Origin of the sequence: Kitasatospora sp. NBC_01300 (genome assembly GCF_041435235.1) — a bacterium.
Lineage (GTDB): Bacteria > Actinomycetota > Actinomycetes > Streptomycetales > Streptomycetaceae > Kitasatospora.
The window spans coordinates 287,487-302,646 of record NZ_CP108408.1; the positions used below are offsets into that span (position 1 = coordinate 287,487).

Sequence of the window (15,160 nt, forward strand, 5' to 3'; positions counted from 1 at the left end):
CACGGCGCCCGCCCGCGACTACGGTGGGCGGGCGGAACCGTACGTGGGGGTGAGGGCGCCGAAGTGTTGATGTCCAGGACGACGCATGTCCGGCCCGAGGGCGGCCTGCCCGACCACGAGGCCTTCGACCAGCGCCGCCGCCCGGCCTCGCCCGCCACCGCCGGGAACCCGCACGCCGAGCAGCGGGCGGCCGTGCTGCCGCCCGAGGCGGCGCGGGCCGCGCTGACCGTCGAGGCGAGCGCCCCCGCACCCAATCTGCCGCCCCGCGCCGCGGACCGGCTCGTCGGCCGCGACGGCGCGTTGCGGGCGATCGCCGAGGCGCTGTCGGACGGCGACGGCAGCGGGCTGGTCACCCAGGCCACCACGCTGCACGGTCTCGGCGGGGTCGGCAAGACCACCGTCGCGCTGCACTACGCCTACGCCGAGGCCGCGCACTACCGGCTGATCTGGTGGATCACCGCCGAGTCCGAGGAGCAGCTCGCCGAGGCCTTCGCCGACCTCGCCGTCCACCTCCACCCCACCTGGGCCCTCACCGCCCCGCCCGGCCAGCAGGTCGAGTGGGCGCTCGCCTGGCTGCGCGCCCACGACCGCTGGCTGCTCGTCTACGACAACGCCGAGGACCCGGTCCACCTCACCCCCTACCTCGGCCGGCTGCTCGGCCGCGGCCACCAGTTGGTCACCAGCCGCCGCGCCGGCGGCTGGCACCCCGGCATCCGCCCGGTGCGGATCGACGTCCTCGACGCCCCCGAGGCCACCCGGCTGCTCTGCGGCGCCGCCCACCCCGGGGCGCGGGCCGAACAGGCCGAGGTGCTCGCCCTGGCCGACGAACTCGGCCACCTCCCGCTCGCCCTCGCCCAGGCCGGCGCCTACGTGCAGCAGACCGGCACGACCTTCGCCGCCTACCGCGAGCTGCTGCGCACCGGCAGCCCGACCGGCCCCGACGCCGACTCCGGCTCCGACTCCGGTACCGGCTCCGGCGCGGTGGCCACCGTCTCCCGGCTCTGGCACACCACCCTGCGCACCGTCCAGGCCACCACCCCGTTCGCCGTCGAGCTGCTGCGCACGCTCGCCTGGTACGCCCCCGAGGCGCTGCCGCGCGAAGTCCTGACGCCCTTCGGCGCGCGCCGCCCGGCCGAGGTCGACTCCGCGCTGCGGCTGCTCGCCGACTACAACCTGATCACCCTCGGCGACACCGTCACCGTGCACCGCCTGCTCCAGGGCGTGCTGCGCCGTTCCGACGGCGCCCGCCGGCTGCGCCGGCGCGCCGAACAGCAGCTCGCCGAGGCCGCAGCCCGGCTCTGGCCGACCGCCGGGCCCCGGCTGCGCCGGGCGCTGCTGCCGCACATCCGCGAGCTGGCCGCCGGCGGCCCGTCCGAGCACCCCACCCCGCAGACCGTCGCGCTGTACCGGCTGGCCGCCGGCGAGCTGACCCACCGGGCCCAGCGGGTGTTCGCCATCCCGCTGGTCACCGCGATGGCCGACGGCCAGACCCGCCTGCTGGGCTCCGACCACCCCGACACCCTGGCCACCCGGGGGCGGCTCGCCGAGCTCCACACCCGGGCCGGCGACCCGGCCCTCGCCGTCGCGCTCTGCCGGGCGGTGGTGGCCGACCGCACCCGCCTCCAGGGCCACGACCACCCGGCCACCCTCGCCGACCGCAGCACCCTGGCCCACGCCTACCGCAAGGCGGGTGAACACCGGCGCGCCGTCGAGGAGTTCCGCGCGGTGGTGGCCGACCGGGCACGGGTGCTCGGCGCCGACAGCCGGGAGACCCTCACCAGCCGCGCGGGCCTGGCCTACGCCCTCCAGGTGGCCGGTCAGCACCAGGCGGCGGTGGCGGAGTTCGAACGGCTGCTGGCCGACGCCGGCCGCGTCCTGGAGGACCCCGACCACCCGGACATCCTGGCCCACCGCAACGGGCTCGCGTACGCCCAACTCACCGCCGGCCAGCACCGGTTGGCCATCACCCTGTACGAGCAGGCGGTGGCCGACCGGGCCCGGGTGCTCGGCGCCGACCACCCCGACACCCTCACCAGCCGCGGCTGGCTCGCGGCCGCCCACGTCGTCGCGGGAGACCACCGGGCCGCGGTCGCCGGGTACGAGGCGCTGGTCGCCGACCACGTCCGGGTGCAGGGGCCGGACCATCCGCAGACCCTCTTCGCACGCGGCCGGTTGGCGACGGCCCACTGCGAGGCCGGGCACCCGGCCTCGGCGGTCACCCGGTTCACCGATCTGGTCGGCGACTACACCCGCGTCCTCGGCCCCGACCACCCCCACACCCTGGACGCGCGCAGCGGTCTCGCCCACGCCCACCGCGAGGCGGGCCAACTCCGGACGGCGGTGGACGAACACCGGGCGCTGGTCCGCGACCGCGCCCGCGTCCAGGGGGCGGACCACCCCGGCACGCTGGAGGAGCGCAGCGACCTCGCCTACGCGCTGCGCGTCGCGGGCCTGACCGGCCGTGAACTGGTCGAATTCGAAGGCCTGGTGGCCCACCGCGCCCGCGTCCAGGGCCCGGACCACCCGGACACCCTGGACGAACGGTCCAACCTCACCCGCACGCTCCTGCTGGCCGGTCGCCCCCGCGCGGCGCTCGCCGCAAGCCGACAGCTCCTCGCCGACCGCGAGCGGGTCCACGGCCCCGACCACCACGAGACCTTCGAGGCCCGGCTGAGCCTGGCCCGGGCCTTCGGCGACGCCGGCGACCACCGACACGCGGCGGAGCTGTGCGACCGACTCGTCGCCGACCGGCTGCGGGTGCTCGGCGCCGACCACCCCGCCGTCCTCCACACCCGCGGCTGGCAGGCCTGGCTGCACGGCGCGGCGGAGCACCACCCGCTGGCCGTGGAACTGCGCGAACGGCTGGTGGCCGACTACGACCGGGTCCACGGCCCCGACCACCCGCAGACCCTCAACGCCCGCACCGGCCTGGCCTACGCGCTCCAGAGCGCGGGCCGGATCCGGGAGGCGCTCGCCGAGCGCGAACGGGTGCTGGCCGACCTGACCCTGGTGCTCGGCGCCGGGCATCCCGCCACCCTCGGCGCCCGCCTCCAGCTGGCGCGGACCCACGACGAGAGCGGCAACCACCCGCGCGCCGTGGAGCTGTACGCGGACCTGGTCGCCGACTGCGTCCGGCTGTACGGCGAGGAGCACCCCCGCACCCTCAGCACCCGGTGGTGGCTCGCCTCCGCGCACGGGGACGCCGGGGAGCACCGGATCGCGGCGCAGCTGTACGAAGCGCTGGCGGCCGACCGCGCCCGGCTCCAGGGCCCCGACCACCCGGACACCCTCAACACCCGCTGGTGGCACGCCGACAGCTGCCGGGAGGCGGGCGACCACCGGCGGGCCGTCACGCTGTCCGAAGCCCTGGTGGCCGACCACGCCCGCGTCCACGGAGCGGAACACCCCGACACCCTGGGCGCCCGTCTGGCGCTGGCGCAGGCGCTCACCGCCGCCGGCCGGCACCGCCGGGCGCTGGAGCTCCACCAGGAGCTCGTCGCGGACCGGGCCCGGATCCAGGGCCTCGACCACCCGGACACCCTCAACGCCTGCTGGTGGCTGGCACACGACTGCCAGCAGGCCGGCGAGCACCGCCGCGCGGTGAAGCTGTACGACGCGCTGGCGGCCGATCGCGGCCGGATCCTGGGCGCCGACCACCCCCAGACCCTCACCGCCCGCTGGTGGCAGGCGAACGGCCACCAGCGGGCCGGCCACCACCGCCGCGCGGTGGAGCTGTTCGACGCGCTGGTGGCCGACGACACCCGGATCCGCGGTGCCGACCACCCCGAGACGCTGGCCACGCGCGCCGGACTGGCCTGGGCCACCTCCACCGCGAACGACCACCGCCACGCCATCGCCCGCTACGAGGCCCTGGCCGCCGACCGCACCCGGATCCACGGCGCCGACCACCCGCTGGCCCTGGACGCCCGCGGCTCCCTGGCCTGGGCGCACGCCGAGGCGGGCGACCACCGCCGCGCCGCAGAGCTGCACTCCGCGCTGGTGGCCGACCGCACCCGGATCCAGGGCCCCGACCACCCCGACACCCTCGGCACCCGGCGCTCGCAGGCGGCGGGCCACCACGAGGCCGGCGAACTCGACCGCGCCCTGGAGCTGTACGAGGCACTGGCCGCGGACCTGGCCCGGGTCCTGGGCGCCGACCACCCCACCACCCTGGACACCCGGCTCGGCCTGGCCCGGACCTGCCGCGAGGCGGCCGCGCACGGCCGCTCGGTGGACCTGTTCCGGGCCCTGGTCGCCGACTACGAGCGGGCGCTCGGACCGGACCACCCCGACACCCTCGACGCGCGGCTCGGCCTCGCGCGGTCGGTGGTGGCGGCGGGCGACCACCCCGCCGCCGCCGAGCTGTACACGGCGCTGCTGGCCGACCAGGAGCGGGCGCTCGGACCGGACCACCCCGACACGCTCACCACCCGGTGGTGGCAGGCCGCCGCCCACCGCGACGCGGACGACCAGCGCCGCGCGGCCGAGGCCTTCGGCGCCGTCGCCGCCGACCGGGCCCGGGTGCTCGGCGCCGACCACCCGGACACCCTCAACGCCCGCTGGTGGCAGGCCTCCTCCTACCGTGCGGGCTACGACCTCCGACGCGCGCTCGACCTGGCCGTGCCCCTGGTCGCCGACACCGGGCGGGTGCTCGGGCCCGACCACCCCGACGCCCTCGGCGCCCGGTTCCTGCTGGCCTGGACGTACCGGTCGGGCGGCGACCACCGCCCCGCGACGGAACTCGACGAGGCCCTGCTGCGGGACCGGATCCGGCTCCAGGGCCCGGACCACCCCGACACCCTCGCCTGTCGCGGCAGCCTCGCCCAGGACCGCCGGCTCGCGGGCCTCCTGCACCAGGCCGAGGCCGAACGGGAGGCGCTGGCCGCCGACCGTGCGCGCATCCACGGCCCCGACCACCCGGACACCCTCCACCAGCTCTCCCAACTCGCCGAAGCCGTCCTCGCCACCGGCGAACTCGACCGCGCCGCAGCCCTGTTCACCGAGCTGATCGCGCACCGGACCCGGGTCCAGGGCCCGGACCACCCGGACACCCTCGGCGAGCGCTCCGGCCTGGCCTCCGTCCACGCCCGGGCCGGCCGGCAGCGGCAGGAGATCGTCGAACGGCTGATGCTGCTCGCCGACCACGAGCGCGTCCACGGCCAGGGCCACCCCGACACCCTCGACGCCCGGGCCGACCTCGCCCACGCCCACCGCCGTCGCTGGGAGCACGACCGCGCCGACGCGCTCTACCGCGCCCTGCTGGCCGACCGCACCCGGTTCCTCGGTGCCGAACGCCCCGGCGCCCTCGACGTTCCCGGTTCCCCCGACGCTCTCGACGCCATCGACGACCGGGACAGCATCGCGCTCAACCTCGTCGAGGCCGGCCGGTACGCGGAGGGCGCCGCCTGCTACCGGGAGGCGCTGGCCGCCGCCGAATCGGCCCTCGGCCCGGAACACCTCCTCGCCCACGCCGTGCGGTACGGCCTCGCCCAGGCCCTGGTGCTCGCCGGGGACCACGAGGGCGCGATCGCCGAACTGTCGCCCCTGACGGCGGACTGGACCCGACCGGCCGGCCCCGCCCTGCCCGGCCTCGTCCGGTCCGGGTGCGTCCTCGCCGTCGCCCGCCACCTCAACGGGGAGCACGACGCGGCGGTGCGCCTGGCCGCCACCCTCGCCGCCTGCGCGGACGACGCCCTCGGCAGCACCGACGACGCCACCCTCACCGCCCGCGAGGCCCACGCGCTCCTGCTGGCCTGCGGCCCGCGACCGCTGCGCGCCGTCGTCCGGCTGGAGGAACTCGCCGAGGAGTGCGCCGCGAGCCACGGCCCGCGCAACACCCTCACCCTGAGCATCCGCCAGAGCCTCGCCCACGCACGGCTGCGGGCCGGCGACGCCCTCGGGGCGGTGCGGGTGTACGAGGGCATCGTCGCCGACCGGCTCCCGGCCGGGGCACTGCTGACCGGACACCGGCACGCCGACGACGTCGCCCTCAGCCTCGGCACCCTGCGCCCCGGGCTGCTCCCGGTGTTCCCCACCCTGGCCGTCGGCCTGGCCGCCGCGCTCGCCGCGAGCGGGCGCCGGGACGCCTCCCAGGGCCTGCTGGCGGCCGTCCACACCGCGCGCCGGACCCTGATGGGCCCCGGCCATCCGCTGGCGGTGGAGAGCCGGACGGCCCTGGCCCGACTCAAAGACGGCGCGGCGCGGTCGCCGGCCCCGCTCGACGGCGGCGGGCCGGAGTCGCTGCCGTCCGCCCCCGTCCGCGCGGAGCTCGGGCCGGAACCGTCCGAGCCGGCCGCGCTGGTCCGGCGCTCGCGCGGGTCACGGCACCGGCCCCCGGCGCCCGCGCCGGCCAGGACGGCCTGGCGGCCCCGGCTCACCCTGCTCGACGAGCCGGCGGTGCGGGCCACCGTGCACCTGGAACTGCGGCTGGAACCCGAGGTGCCGCAGACCGACCCCGGCGAACTACCGGGCCTGCGCCTGGTGGCCGTCGCCGCCTCGGACGCCGTGCTCGAACCGCCCGTCGCCGACTACAGCCCCGCCGGGGAGCCCGTCCGCTTCGCGCTGACCCCGTCCGTGCCGGGGCCGCACACCGTCCGGATCACCGTCTACGACCGGGGGCACGGCGCCGTGCTCCAGGACCTGTCCGCCGTCGTCGACGTCCCGCCCGGCCCCGCCGCCCGTATCGCCGACACCGCCGACACCACCGACATCGCCCAGGACGAGGAGTAATCGCGTGGCCCGGGACCTCCTCGTCGAGATCCGCCAGAACCCCTCCGCCGACTTCACCCGGCTCCCCCGGCAACAGGCGCCGGACGCCCCGCAGGCCAAGGAACCGGCCCCGCTGGACCTCGTGGTCTCGCTGCGCCGCCACCGCGACGACCTGTTCGTCTCCGCCTTCCGGCCCGGCGAGCGCACGCCCCGGTCCCGCCCCCACCGCGCGGAGCTGAAGGTGTCCGCCCCCGCCCTGCTCGCCCGGGCCTCCCGGCTGCGGACCATCTGGCGCGACCGCCTGGTCCAGTACGACCCCGAGCCGATCGGCGGCTACCCCTTCGCCCAGGCCGTCGACTTCAACCGGCTGGCCGGCGTCGCCGAGCGTCAGGTCGCCGAACTGGCCGAGGAGGGACGGTACTTCCTGGAGGTGATGCTCGACGGTCCGGAGCGCGAGCTCACCGTCTTCCGCGAGTACCTCACCCGGACGCTCACCGAGCACGGCTCACTGCGGATCAGCTTCGACTCCGACCTCCACCTGCCCTGGCCGATGCTCGCCGTCGACGGCGGCCACACCGACCCGTGGGCGGACTTCCTCGGCCACCGCCACCAGGTCGAGCAGACCGGCGCCGGCTACCCGCCGATCCAGCCGCCGTACCCGGCCCGCACCAGGCCCGTCACCAGCCTCAACACCGACGACCAGCTCACCGACGTCGGCCGGGCCCCCGAGGTCCGCAAACTGCTGGAGGACCGCTCCCAGCTGACCGTGCGCACCGAGTCCGAACCCCTGCTCAAGGCGCTGTCCTCCGCCGTGCTGGACGAGGACGTCATGTACTTCTGGTGCCACGGCCAGTTCGTCGCGAGCGACTCCCCGTACGAGCAGCTCGCCGTCCGGCTCTCCGACGACCGCCAGATCGACGCCGACCTGGTGCGCCGCCACCGCCGCCGGCACGCCGAGGCGCCGGACGCCATGTTCCGGCCGTTCGTGCTGCTGAACGCCTGCCACACCGGGCAGTCCACGGCCGCCGAACTGGAGCACCTCGGCCGGGCCCTGGTCGACCTCGGCGCCAACGGCGTGCTCGGCCCGCAGATCGAGATCCCGCAGGTCTTCGCCGCCGAGTACGCCTTCGCCTTCCTCGACCTCTACCTGACCGGGGAGTTCACGGCGGGCGAGATCACCCAGCAGCTGGTCCGGCGGTTCGCCCGCGAGTACCGCAACCCGCTGGCGCTCACCTACTCCCTGCACTGCGGCCTCGACAGCATCCTGGAGCTGACCCCGTGACGGCGCCCACGCCCATCGCCACCGCCACCGTCGACCTGGACGAGGAGGGCCGGCTGCTCGTCCCCGGCACCCGCACGCCGGTGCCCGAGGCCCGGATCGCCCAACACCTCGCCCGGCACCTGCGCATCCCCCCGCGGGCGACCGACGTCTACGTCTACGTCCACGGCTGGCAGACCAGCCCCGCCGCCGCCGACCGCTCGGCCGCCGCCCTGCTCACCGAGGCCGCCGCCCTGCACCGGTCCGCACCGACCGCCTACCCCGGGCTGGCCAAGGGGTTCCGCCCGTGGTGCGTGGTGGTGCGCTGGCCGTCCTCCAGCCTGCCGTCGCCGGCCGGCTACCGCCGGATCCGGGCCCGGGCGCACGCCATGAGCGCCCAGGGGCAGGCCGGGCGCGTCCTGGGCCACCTGCTCGGCTACCTGGACGCCGACCGCGGCGACCCGGCCGCGCCCCGCGTCCTGGCCAACCGCAACGGCCAGTACCTGCACCTGGTCGGCCACTCCTTCGGCGGCCGCTTCCTCTGCGAGGCCGTCCAGTACGCGGCCGACCGGCCCGCCGGGCCACCGGTGCTGGGCTGGAGCCGGCCGGGCGACCCCACCCGGCCGTTCACCGTCGACAGCGCGCTGATCTTCCAGATGGCCGCGCCCCGCGACGCCTTCACCCACCTCTTCCCCCGGCTGTTCCTCGGCCCCGGCCGGCCCGGCGCCCCGCTGCGCGGCCCGCTGGTGCTCACCCACTCCCGCTGGGACCGCGCCACCGGCTTCTGGCACCTGCGCGCCGAGGGCCGCCCGGGCATCGGCCACTCCGGCACCGGCACCGCCCCCGTCCCCCAGTTCAGCACCCGGCTGCGCCCGACCGCCTCCCCCTACCCGCACGCCGAGTTGGACCACCCGATCGTCAACATCGACGCCGCCCGGGTCTACCGCGGCGGCCTGGCCACCCGCCTCAACCCGGCGGGCGCCCACTCCGACTTCCACCACCCCGAATCCGCCCACCTGCTGCTCAGCCTCGCCGCACACTCCCGCTGACCGGCCGGGCCCGTCGTCCCGCCAGGGCGCCCCGGCCGATCCGCGCCGGCCGCCGCGCAGGTCAGTCCTGCGGTGCGAACGACTCCAGGTAGGCGGCCGCCTTCACGGGGTCGAGGAACCACTGCTCCAGATCGGCCGGATCGTCGAAGGCGTTGGCGAACCGGTCGGCGACGGCCGGGAGTCGGCCGGCGGCGCCGAGCAGCTGCAGGACGTGCTCGGGCGGCGGCGCGAGCATCGCGTTGCTCCAGACGGTGCTGGGGCGCACGACCTGCCAGAAGCGGTCGAAGGCGGCCCGCATGAAGTCGCGGTCGAACGGCTTGTCGCCGTGCGCGAGGATCGCTGCGAGGTAGCCGGCCGCGCACCGGGCGGCGTTGTTGGAGCCCTGGCCGGTGATCGGGTCGTTGAGGACGACGACGTCCGCGACGCCCAGCGCCGCTCCGCCGCCGGGCAGTTCGCCGACCGGGTGGCGGACGACGGGGGTGAAGCGCCCGGCGAGGGTGGCGCCGGCGTCGGTGAGTTCGATTCCGGCCCGGGCGCGGTCGTACTCCCAAGGAGTGAAGTCCCTCATCAGGTCGAGCGTCACCCGCAGGTGTTCGGCCGGGTCGCGGACCCCGTCGAAGGCGTCCGCCGGGCCGCCCGGGGCGGCCTCCCAGAGCAGGATGTCGCACGGGCCGGCCGCGGTCAGCGCCGGCATGACGAACAGTTCGCCGACGCCGGGCACCACGTTGCAGCGGACGGCGGGGAAGTCGTGCTCGGGGCGCGGGCCGAGCCCGTACACGTAGCTGGCGGCCAGCGCGCGCTGCGGCCGGTCGAACCGGGAGCGCTCGTGGTCGCGCTCGAACATCGCGGCCAGGTCGCCCTTGCCGGCCGCGACCAGGACCAGGTCGTAGGAGCCGGAGAGGTGTTCGAGGTCCCCGACGGTCACCGGGCGGACCACGACCCGGCCGCCGCGCCCGGCGAAGACCTCCAGCCAGGCGGGCATCTTCAGCCGCTGGTCGACGGACTGTGCGGGCGCGTCCAGGCGCCCGACCCAGTCGATCACCCGCGCGGACTCCGGCCCGGCGACGGAGACTCCGAGACCCTCGATCCGGGGTGCGGTGTCCGCCCAGAGGTCCAGGCCGAGGTCGCGTTCGGTCCGCAGCGCGGCGTCGAACATGCACTGGGTGGACAGCACCCGCCCGCTCCGGACGGTGTCCGCGTCGCGGTCGGTCATCACCGTCACGTCGTAGCCGTGGGCCTGGAGCCCCAGGGCCAGTTGGAGGCCGGCCTGCCCGGCGCCGACGATCAGAACTCTGCGCATCGTCTCCGCTTTCCTGGTTGTACGTCCTGACCCGGCCTCAACATCCGTACGCCCGTGGGCCGATGAGCCCGTCGGGGGTCGCGGGCGCCGGCCGGCCGTCAGTCGCGCTGCCAGTGGCCTGGATACCAGTGATCGGACGCCCGCGTCCACGGCCCGCGCACGCCCGGCCGGGAACGTCACCGTCCGCGTTCGAACGCCACCGAACAAGCGATTTGAAAAATTCTTCAACTTCATACATGCTGGCGAGCCGCCGACCCCCGACCCGACCCGAGAGGACAGCCCGCGCGCATGAGCGACCACCTCCCCCCGTGCCCGTCGTGCTCCAACGAGTACACCTATGAGATGAACGCCCTCATGGTCTGCCCGGAGTGCGGCCACGAGTGGATGCCCGCGGCAGGCGGCGGCGCCGAACCGGCCGGCCCCGGCGAGCGGGTGATCCGGGACGCGGTCGGCAACGTGCTCAGCGACGGCGACACCGTGACCGTCGTCAAGGCGCTCAAGGTCAAGGGCAGCGTCTCCGGCATCAAGGCGGGCACCAAGGTCCGCAACATCCGCCTGGTCGACGGCGTCGACGGCCACGACATCGACTGCCGGATCGAGGGGTTCGGCGCGATGCAGCTCAAGTCGAGCGTGGTCAAGAAGGCCTGACCGGGCCCGCGCCCGGCGCGGAACGGCGGCGGCCCGTACGAGCAGGTGCTCGTACGGGCCGCCGCCGTTCCGCGTTACTGCGCCGGGGGCGTGTCGGCGGCCGGCGGCGCGGTGGGGAAGAGGATCGGGCTGAGCAGGTACGGCTCCCGGCCCGGCCCCGGCCCGTTCGCCAGCCGGGGCTCCAGGACGGCGCGCAACTCGCCGCTGAACTCCGCGAGTTCCGCCGGGTCGAGCCAGAACGTGCCCTGCCGGTAGGCCACTCCCTGGGCGGCCGGGTCGGCGTCCTCGCGGTCGAGGTAGGCGTTGAACTCGGCGATCAGGACGGCCATCGCGGCGGCGAAGCCCCGCCGGTGGTCCTCCCGCGTCATCGCGGCGGCCGCGGCGGCGTCCACGACCGGGCGGTCCTCGCGCAGCCGGTAGTGCCGCTCGACGGCGCCGCGCACCCGGCGCTCCTCGGCGACCTCCAGGAAGCCGGCCTCGGCGAGCAGCGCGACGTGCCGGTACACCGTCACCTTCGACACGCCGGACAGCCGCTCGCACAGCTGCGAGGTGGTGAGCACCTGCCCTCCGGCGAGGGCGTGCACCACGCGCAGGCGCACCGGGTGGAGGAGGAGGTCTGCCGCATCGAGGTCCATTGCCCCACGATTTCACAGTCGCTATCATTATCAAAGATGAAAACAGTGCACCCGGGAGACGACCCGGGTGCCGGTTCCCAGGGGGGAAGCACCATGCGCCAGACGAACGGGCGGACCATCACCGTCAACGGGCGACCGGTCTACGTCGAGGAGTCCGGACACGGCACGGACGTCGTGCTCTTCGAGTCGGGCCAGGGCCTCGGCCGCGTCTCCTGGGACCCGGTCCTGCCGCTGCTCGCGGACCGCGCCCGACTGGTCGCCTACGACCGCGCCGGCTTCGGCCGCAGCGCCCGCACCGACGCCCCGCTCGACCTCGCCGACCTGGCGGACGACCTGGTCGCCCTCGCCGAGGCCGTCGCCCCCGACCGGTTCGTCCTGGTCGCCCACAGCATGGGCGGCCTGGTCGCCCGCCTCGCGTACCAGCGCCTCGCGCCCCGGCTGCGCGGCATCCTGATGGTCGACACCACACCGGAGACCGCGCCCGACTTCGACGCCATCGACCGGATCGCCCGCCGCGTCGACCGCACGCTCGCCATCGCCCAACCCCTGGCCCGCAGCCGCGTCCTGGCCCGTCTGCTCAGCGGCACCGCCCGCCGGACCTTCCCCACCGACACCTACGAGACCATGCTCGCCGAGGACTTCGTCCCGGCCGGCCTCGCCCAGACCCGCCGCGAGTTCCGCGCCGTCGCGGCCGCCGTCCCCCGGCTGCGCGCCGAACCCCCGGCACCCCCCGGCTGCCCGACCGTCCTGCTGTCCGCCGACCGCCCCCGCCGAGGCGGCGAACGCACCCACCCCGCCCTCCAGGAACACCAGCGCCGCTGGACCGAAACCCTCCCCGACGGCCGCTACGAGACCGTCGACGCCGGCCACTTCATCCAGGGCGAGCGGCCCGACGTGGTCGCCGACCGGATCCGCGAACTCCTCGACCGCAGCTGAGCGGTGGGCCACCGGGCCTCGATCGACCGGCCGCCCGACCCGGTCGCCGCCCCCGACCGGTTCAGGGCAGCGGCAGCAGTCCGGGCACCGGGCCGCCGCGGCGGGACAGTCGGCGCAGGAACGTCAGCACTCCGGGTGTCCCGACCGCCCAGGCGCGGGACTCGGCGGTCGGGTCGCCGCCGGGGAAGACCGGACGGCCCGCCGGCCCGCCGGCGCGGGTGAGGAGCAGGGCCGCCAGCTGCTCCGCCGCGTGCCAGTGGCGGGGGTCGCCGGTGGCCGCGGCGAGGTCCACGAGGAGGTCGCCGACTCCGGCCAGGCCGCAGCAGCGGACCACCAGGGCCGTGCGCGGGGCGAGCGTCCGGCAGGTGTCGGCCGCGTCGGCGGCCAGGGCGAGGAGGGCGTCGTCGCCGTACTGGATCCCGGCCTGGACGAGGACCGTGCCGAGGCCTGCCAGGCCCCGGCACCAGGAGAGGTAGCGGCGGGTCGCCCCCGGCCGCAGGGCGGCCGCGCTGAGGCGGGGGAGGTCGGCGGCGAGTCCGTCGACGATCCGGCGGGCCGTCCGGCGGGACGCCTCGTCGGGCCGGGCGAGGAGGAAGTGGGCGATGCCCGCGCGGCCGTGCGCGAAACCCTCGGCGAGGGCGGCGGTGCCGGGGTTGGGCTCCTCGCCGGGACCGTCGAGGGGCCGGGCGGTCAGTTCCGTGGCCCACGCGGCGGCCGCCGCGAGGTGCCGGTCGGCGTCCCGGCCGAGGGCGGCGAGCAGCAGGTGGGCGGTGCCGATCCCGGCCGCCCCGGCGATCTGGTCGTCCCCGGCGGGCTCGTGGCGGCGGTGGCGCGGCGGCTCAAGGCCGAGCGGGCCCGTGCCGAGGGTGGCGGCGGCCCGGGCGAGGAACAGGTCGGTGCCCGCCCGGCCCTGGTAGAGCGAGCCGTCGAGGCGGTCGAGCGCCGGGTGGGCGGCCGTCCAGTCGGCCAGGGCGGTGGCGGCGGCCCGGGCGTCGGGGCGGTCCGCGTGCTCCAGCAGTTCGAGGCCGAGGCCGGCGGCGCCGTCGTAGAGCGACAGCAGGGTGCGGGGTTCGCCGGCGCGCGGATCGGTGGCGACCAGTTCGCGGGCCATCCGCACGCAGGTGGCGACGGTGTGGTCGACGGCCTCGTCGAGCGGGGCCCGGCGCGGCCCGGCCGAGTGCTGTCCCGGGGGGCGGCCGGGCGGCCTCCCCTCCCGCAGGCCGGCGGCGGCGGCCGAGCGCCCGTCCCGGTCCGGGCTCACCAGGCCCGCGACCAGGGCCACCACCGCATCCGCCGAGTCGGCGGGGCCGGGGAAGGCCGCGCGCAGACAGGCCAGGGTGCGGTCGCGGTTGGTCGCCGGGTCGGGGTCGATCACCACCGGGTCGAGGCCGGTGAGGGCGTGGTGGAGCGTGGTGCCCAGCGCGTAGTAGTCCTCGGTGGGGTCGGTGCCGGTGGCGCCGGGCAGCCCGTAGCCCGCCGTGGCCCCGGGCGGGCGGGCGCCGTCGAGGGCGCTGACGCCGAAGTCGACCAGCGAGCAGCGGCCGGCGGCGTCGAGCACCACGTTCGCGGGCTTCAGGTCGCAGACCACCACGCCGCGCGCGTGCACCGCGTCCAGGATCCGCAGCAGTCCGCGCGCCAGGCCCCACCAGTCGCGCCCGCCGGTGCCCGGCCGCAGGTCGTACGGGCCCGCGGCGAGGACGTCGCGCCGCAGGTCGCGCGGCCCGCACGCACCGCTGACCAGGTACTCGTCGGCGCCGTGCCGGAAGTAGTCGACCAGCGGCGGCACCCCGGGCACCCCGGCCAGGGCGGTGAGCACCCGGCGTTCGTGCCGGAGCCGGCCGCGCGCGTCGGTGCCCGCGCCGTCCTCGCCGACGTGGGCGCGGGCCTGTTTGACCACCACCTCGCGCCCGGTGGCGAGTTCGACCGCGCGGTAGACGTGACCGTTCGGCGAGCGGGTGATCCCGGCGGTGATCCGGTACCGGCCCTCGCCGACCCGGGTGGTCGGTGGCCGGGCGGCGGCCTCGACGGGCGCGAACGGGTCGCTCGCCCAGGGCGGTTGGCGGTAGCGGGCCTCGGCCAGGCCGGGGAAGACCGACCCGTCCGGGCCGGTCATGCCGTGGTCGGCGCCGTCGTCCGTGACCCGGAACAGGCCGTAGCGGTAGTAGACGGGCGCGTCCGGCCGGAGCCGGCGGTCGCTCAGCACCCGGGGCCCCGCCCAGCCGGCCAGCGCCCGGGCCAACTCCGTTCCCAGCGCGACGAGGTCCGCCTCGTCCGGGTAGACCGTGACGGCCTTGCCCACGGCCGCAGGGCCGCGCAGCCCGCTGTTGAGCTCCCGCAGCACGGCCGCGCCCGCCGCGAACTTCGCGTCGCAGGTGCGGCGCAGCAGGATCGGGACCACCGCGTCCAGCAGCTGCGGGAGTTGGCCCTGCCGGGCGGACAGGTGGAGCTTCCAGCCGTGGGCCCGCGCCGGCATCCGGGGGTCCTGGAGGTACCACCACTGCCCGTCGGTGTGCAGCGGGCGGCGCGGGCCGGGCGCGGCGGCGGCCAGGTCGGCGACCCGGCGCCGCAGTGCCTCGGCGGAGCCGGGGTCGGGTGGTGTGCTCATCGCTCCGCCCCTCCCCCGGTC

General features: G+C 76.8%; 8 protein-coding genes. 5 read left to right on the forward strand and 3 right to left on the reverse strand.

Annotation, left to right across the window (positions count from 1 at the left end):
- Positions 1–69 precede the first annotated feature (69 nt).
- From OG556_RS01475 to OG556_RS01485, 3 genes are read left to right on the forward strand one after another with little or no spacing between them, the layout of a single operon-like run.
- Entirely contained in the window at positions 70–6,729 is a 6,660-nt protein-coding gene (locus OG556_RS01475) for a tetratricopeptide repeat protein (RefSeq protein ID WP_371515447.1), read from the forward strand.
- Between the two features lie 4 nt (positions 6,730–6,733).
- Positions 6,734–7,990 carry a CHAT domain-containing protein gene (locus OG556_RS01480; RefSeq protein ID WP_371515448.1) on the forward strand — a complete coding sequence of 419 codons (1,257 nt, stop codon included), beginning with the start codon at positions 6,734–6,736 and terminating at the stop codon, positions 7,988–7,990.
- Positions 7,987–9,015 (forward strand): hypothetical protein, encoded by a 1,029-nt coding sequence (locus OG556_RS01485; RefSeq protein WP_371515449.1) that lies wholly within the window; start codon positions 7,987–7,989, stop codon positions 9,013–9,015. Before OG556_RS01480 ends, OG556_RS01485 begins: the two co-directional genes overlap by 4 nt.
- Positions 9,016–9,076: 61 nt before the next feature.
- Here OG556_RS01485 and OG556_RS01490 read toward each other — a convergent pair whose 3' ends face one another.
- Entirely contained in the window at positions 9,077–10,315 is a 1,239-nt protein-coding gene (locus OG556_RS01490; protein ID WP_371515450.1) for a styrene monooxygenase/indole monooxygenase family protein, read from the reverse strand.
- A 288-nt stretch (positions 10,316–10,603) separates the two neighbouring features.
- Here OG556_RS01490 and OG556_RS01495 point away from each other — a divergent pair, with 288 nt between their 5' ends.
- A complete protein-coding gene (locus OG556_RS01495) occupies positions 10,604–10,963 on the forward strand; it encodes a zinc ribbon domain-containing protein YjdM (RefSeq protein WP_371515451.1) in 360 nt (119 codons plus the stop codon).
- A 74-nt stretch (positions 10,964–11,037) separates the two neighbouring features.
- On the opposite strand, the gene OG556_RS01500 is transcribed toward OG556_RS01495, so the two are convergent.
- A complete protein-coding gene (locus OG556_RS01500) occupies positions 11,038–11,598 on the reverse strand; it encodes a helix-turn-helix domain-containing protein (protein WP_371515452.1) in 561 nt (186 codons plus the stop codon).
- 93 nt (positions 11,599–11,691) lie between these two features.
- Between OG556_RS01500 and OG556_RS01505 the strand changes: the two genes are divergently transcribed.
- Positions 11,692–12,534: an alpha/beta fold hydrolase gene (locus OG556_RS01505; RefSeq protein WP_371515453.1), complete on the forward strand. Its 843-nt coding sequence runs from the start codon at positions 11,692–11,694 to the stop codon at positions 12,532–12,534.
- A gap of 61 nt (positions 12,535–12,595) precedes the next feature.
- On the opposite strand, the gene lanL is transcribed toward OG556_RS01505, so the two are convergent.
- Positions 12,596–15,139, reverse strand: coding sequence for a class IV lanthionine synthetase LanL (gene lanL, locus OG556_RS01510; protein WP_371515454.1), 2,544 nt, complete (start codon positions 15,137–15,139; stop codon positions 12,596–12,598).
- Between the last annotated feature and the right edge of the window lie 21 nt (positions 15,140–15,160).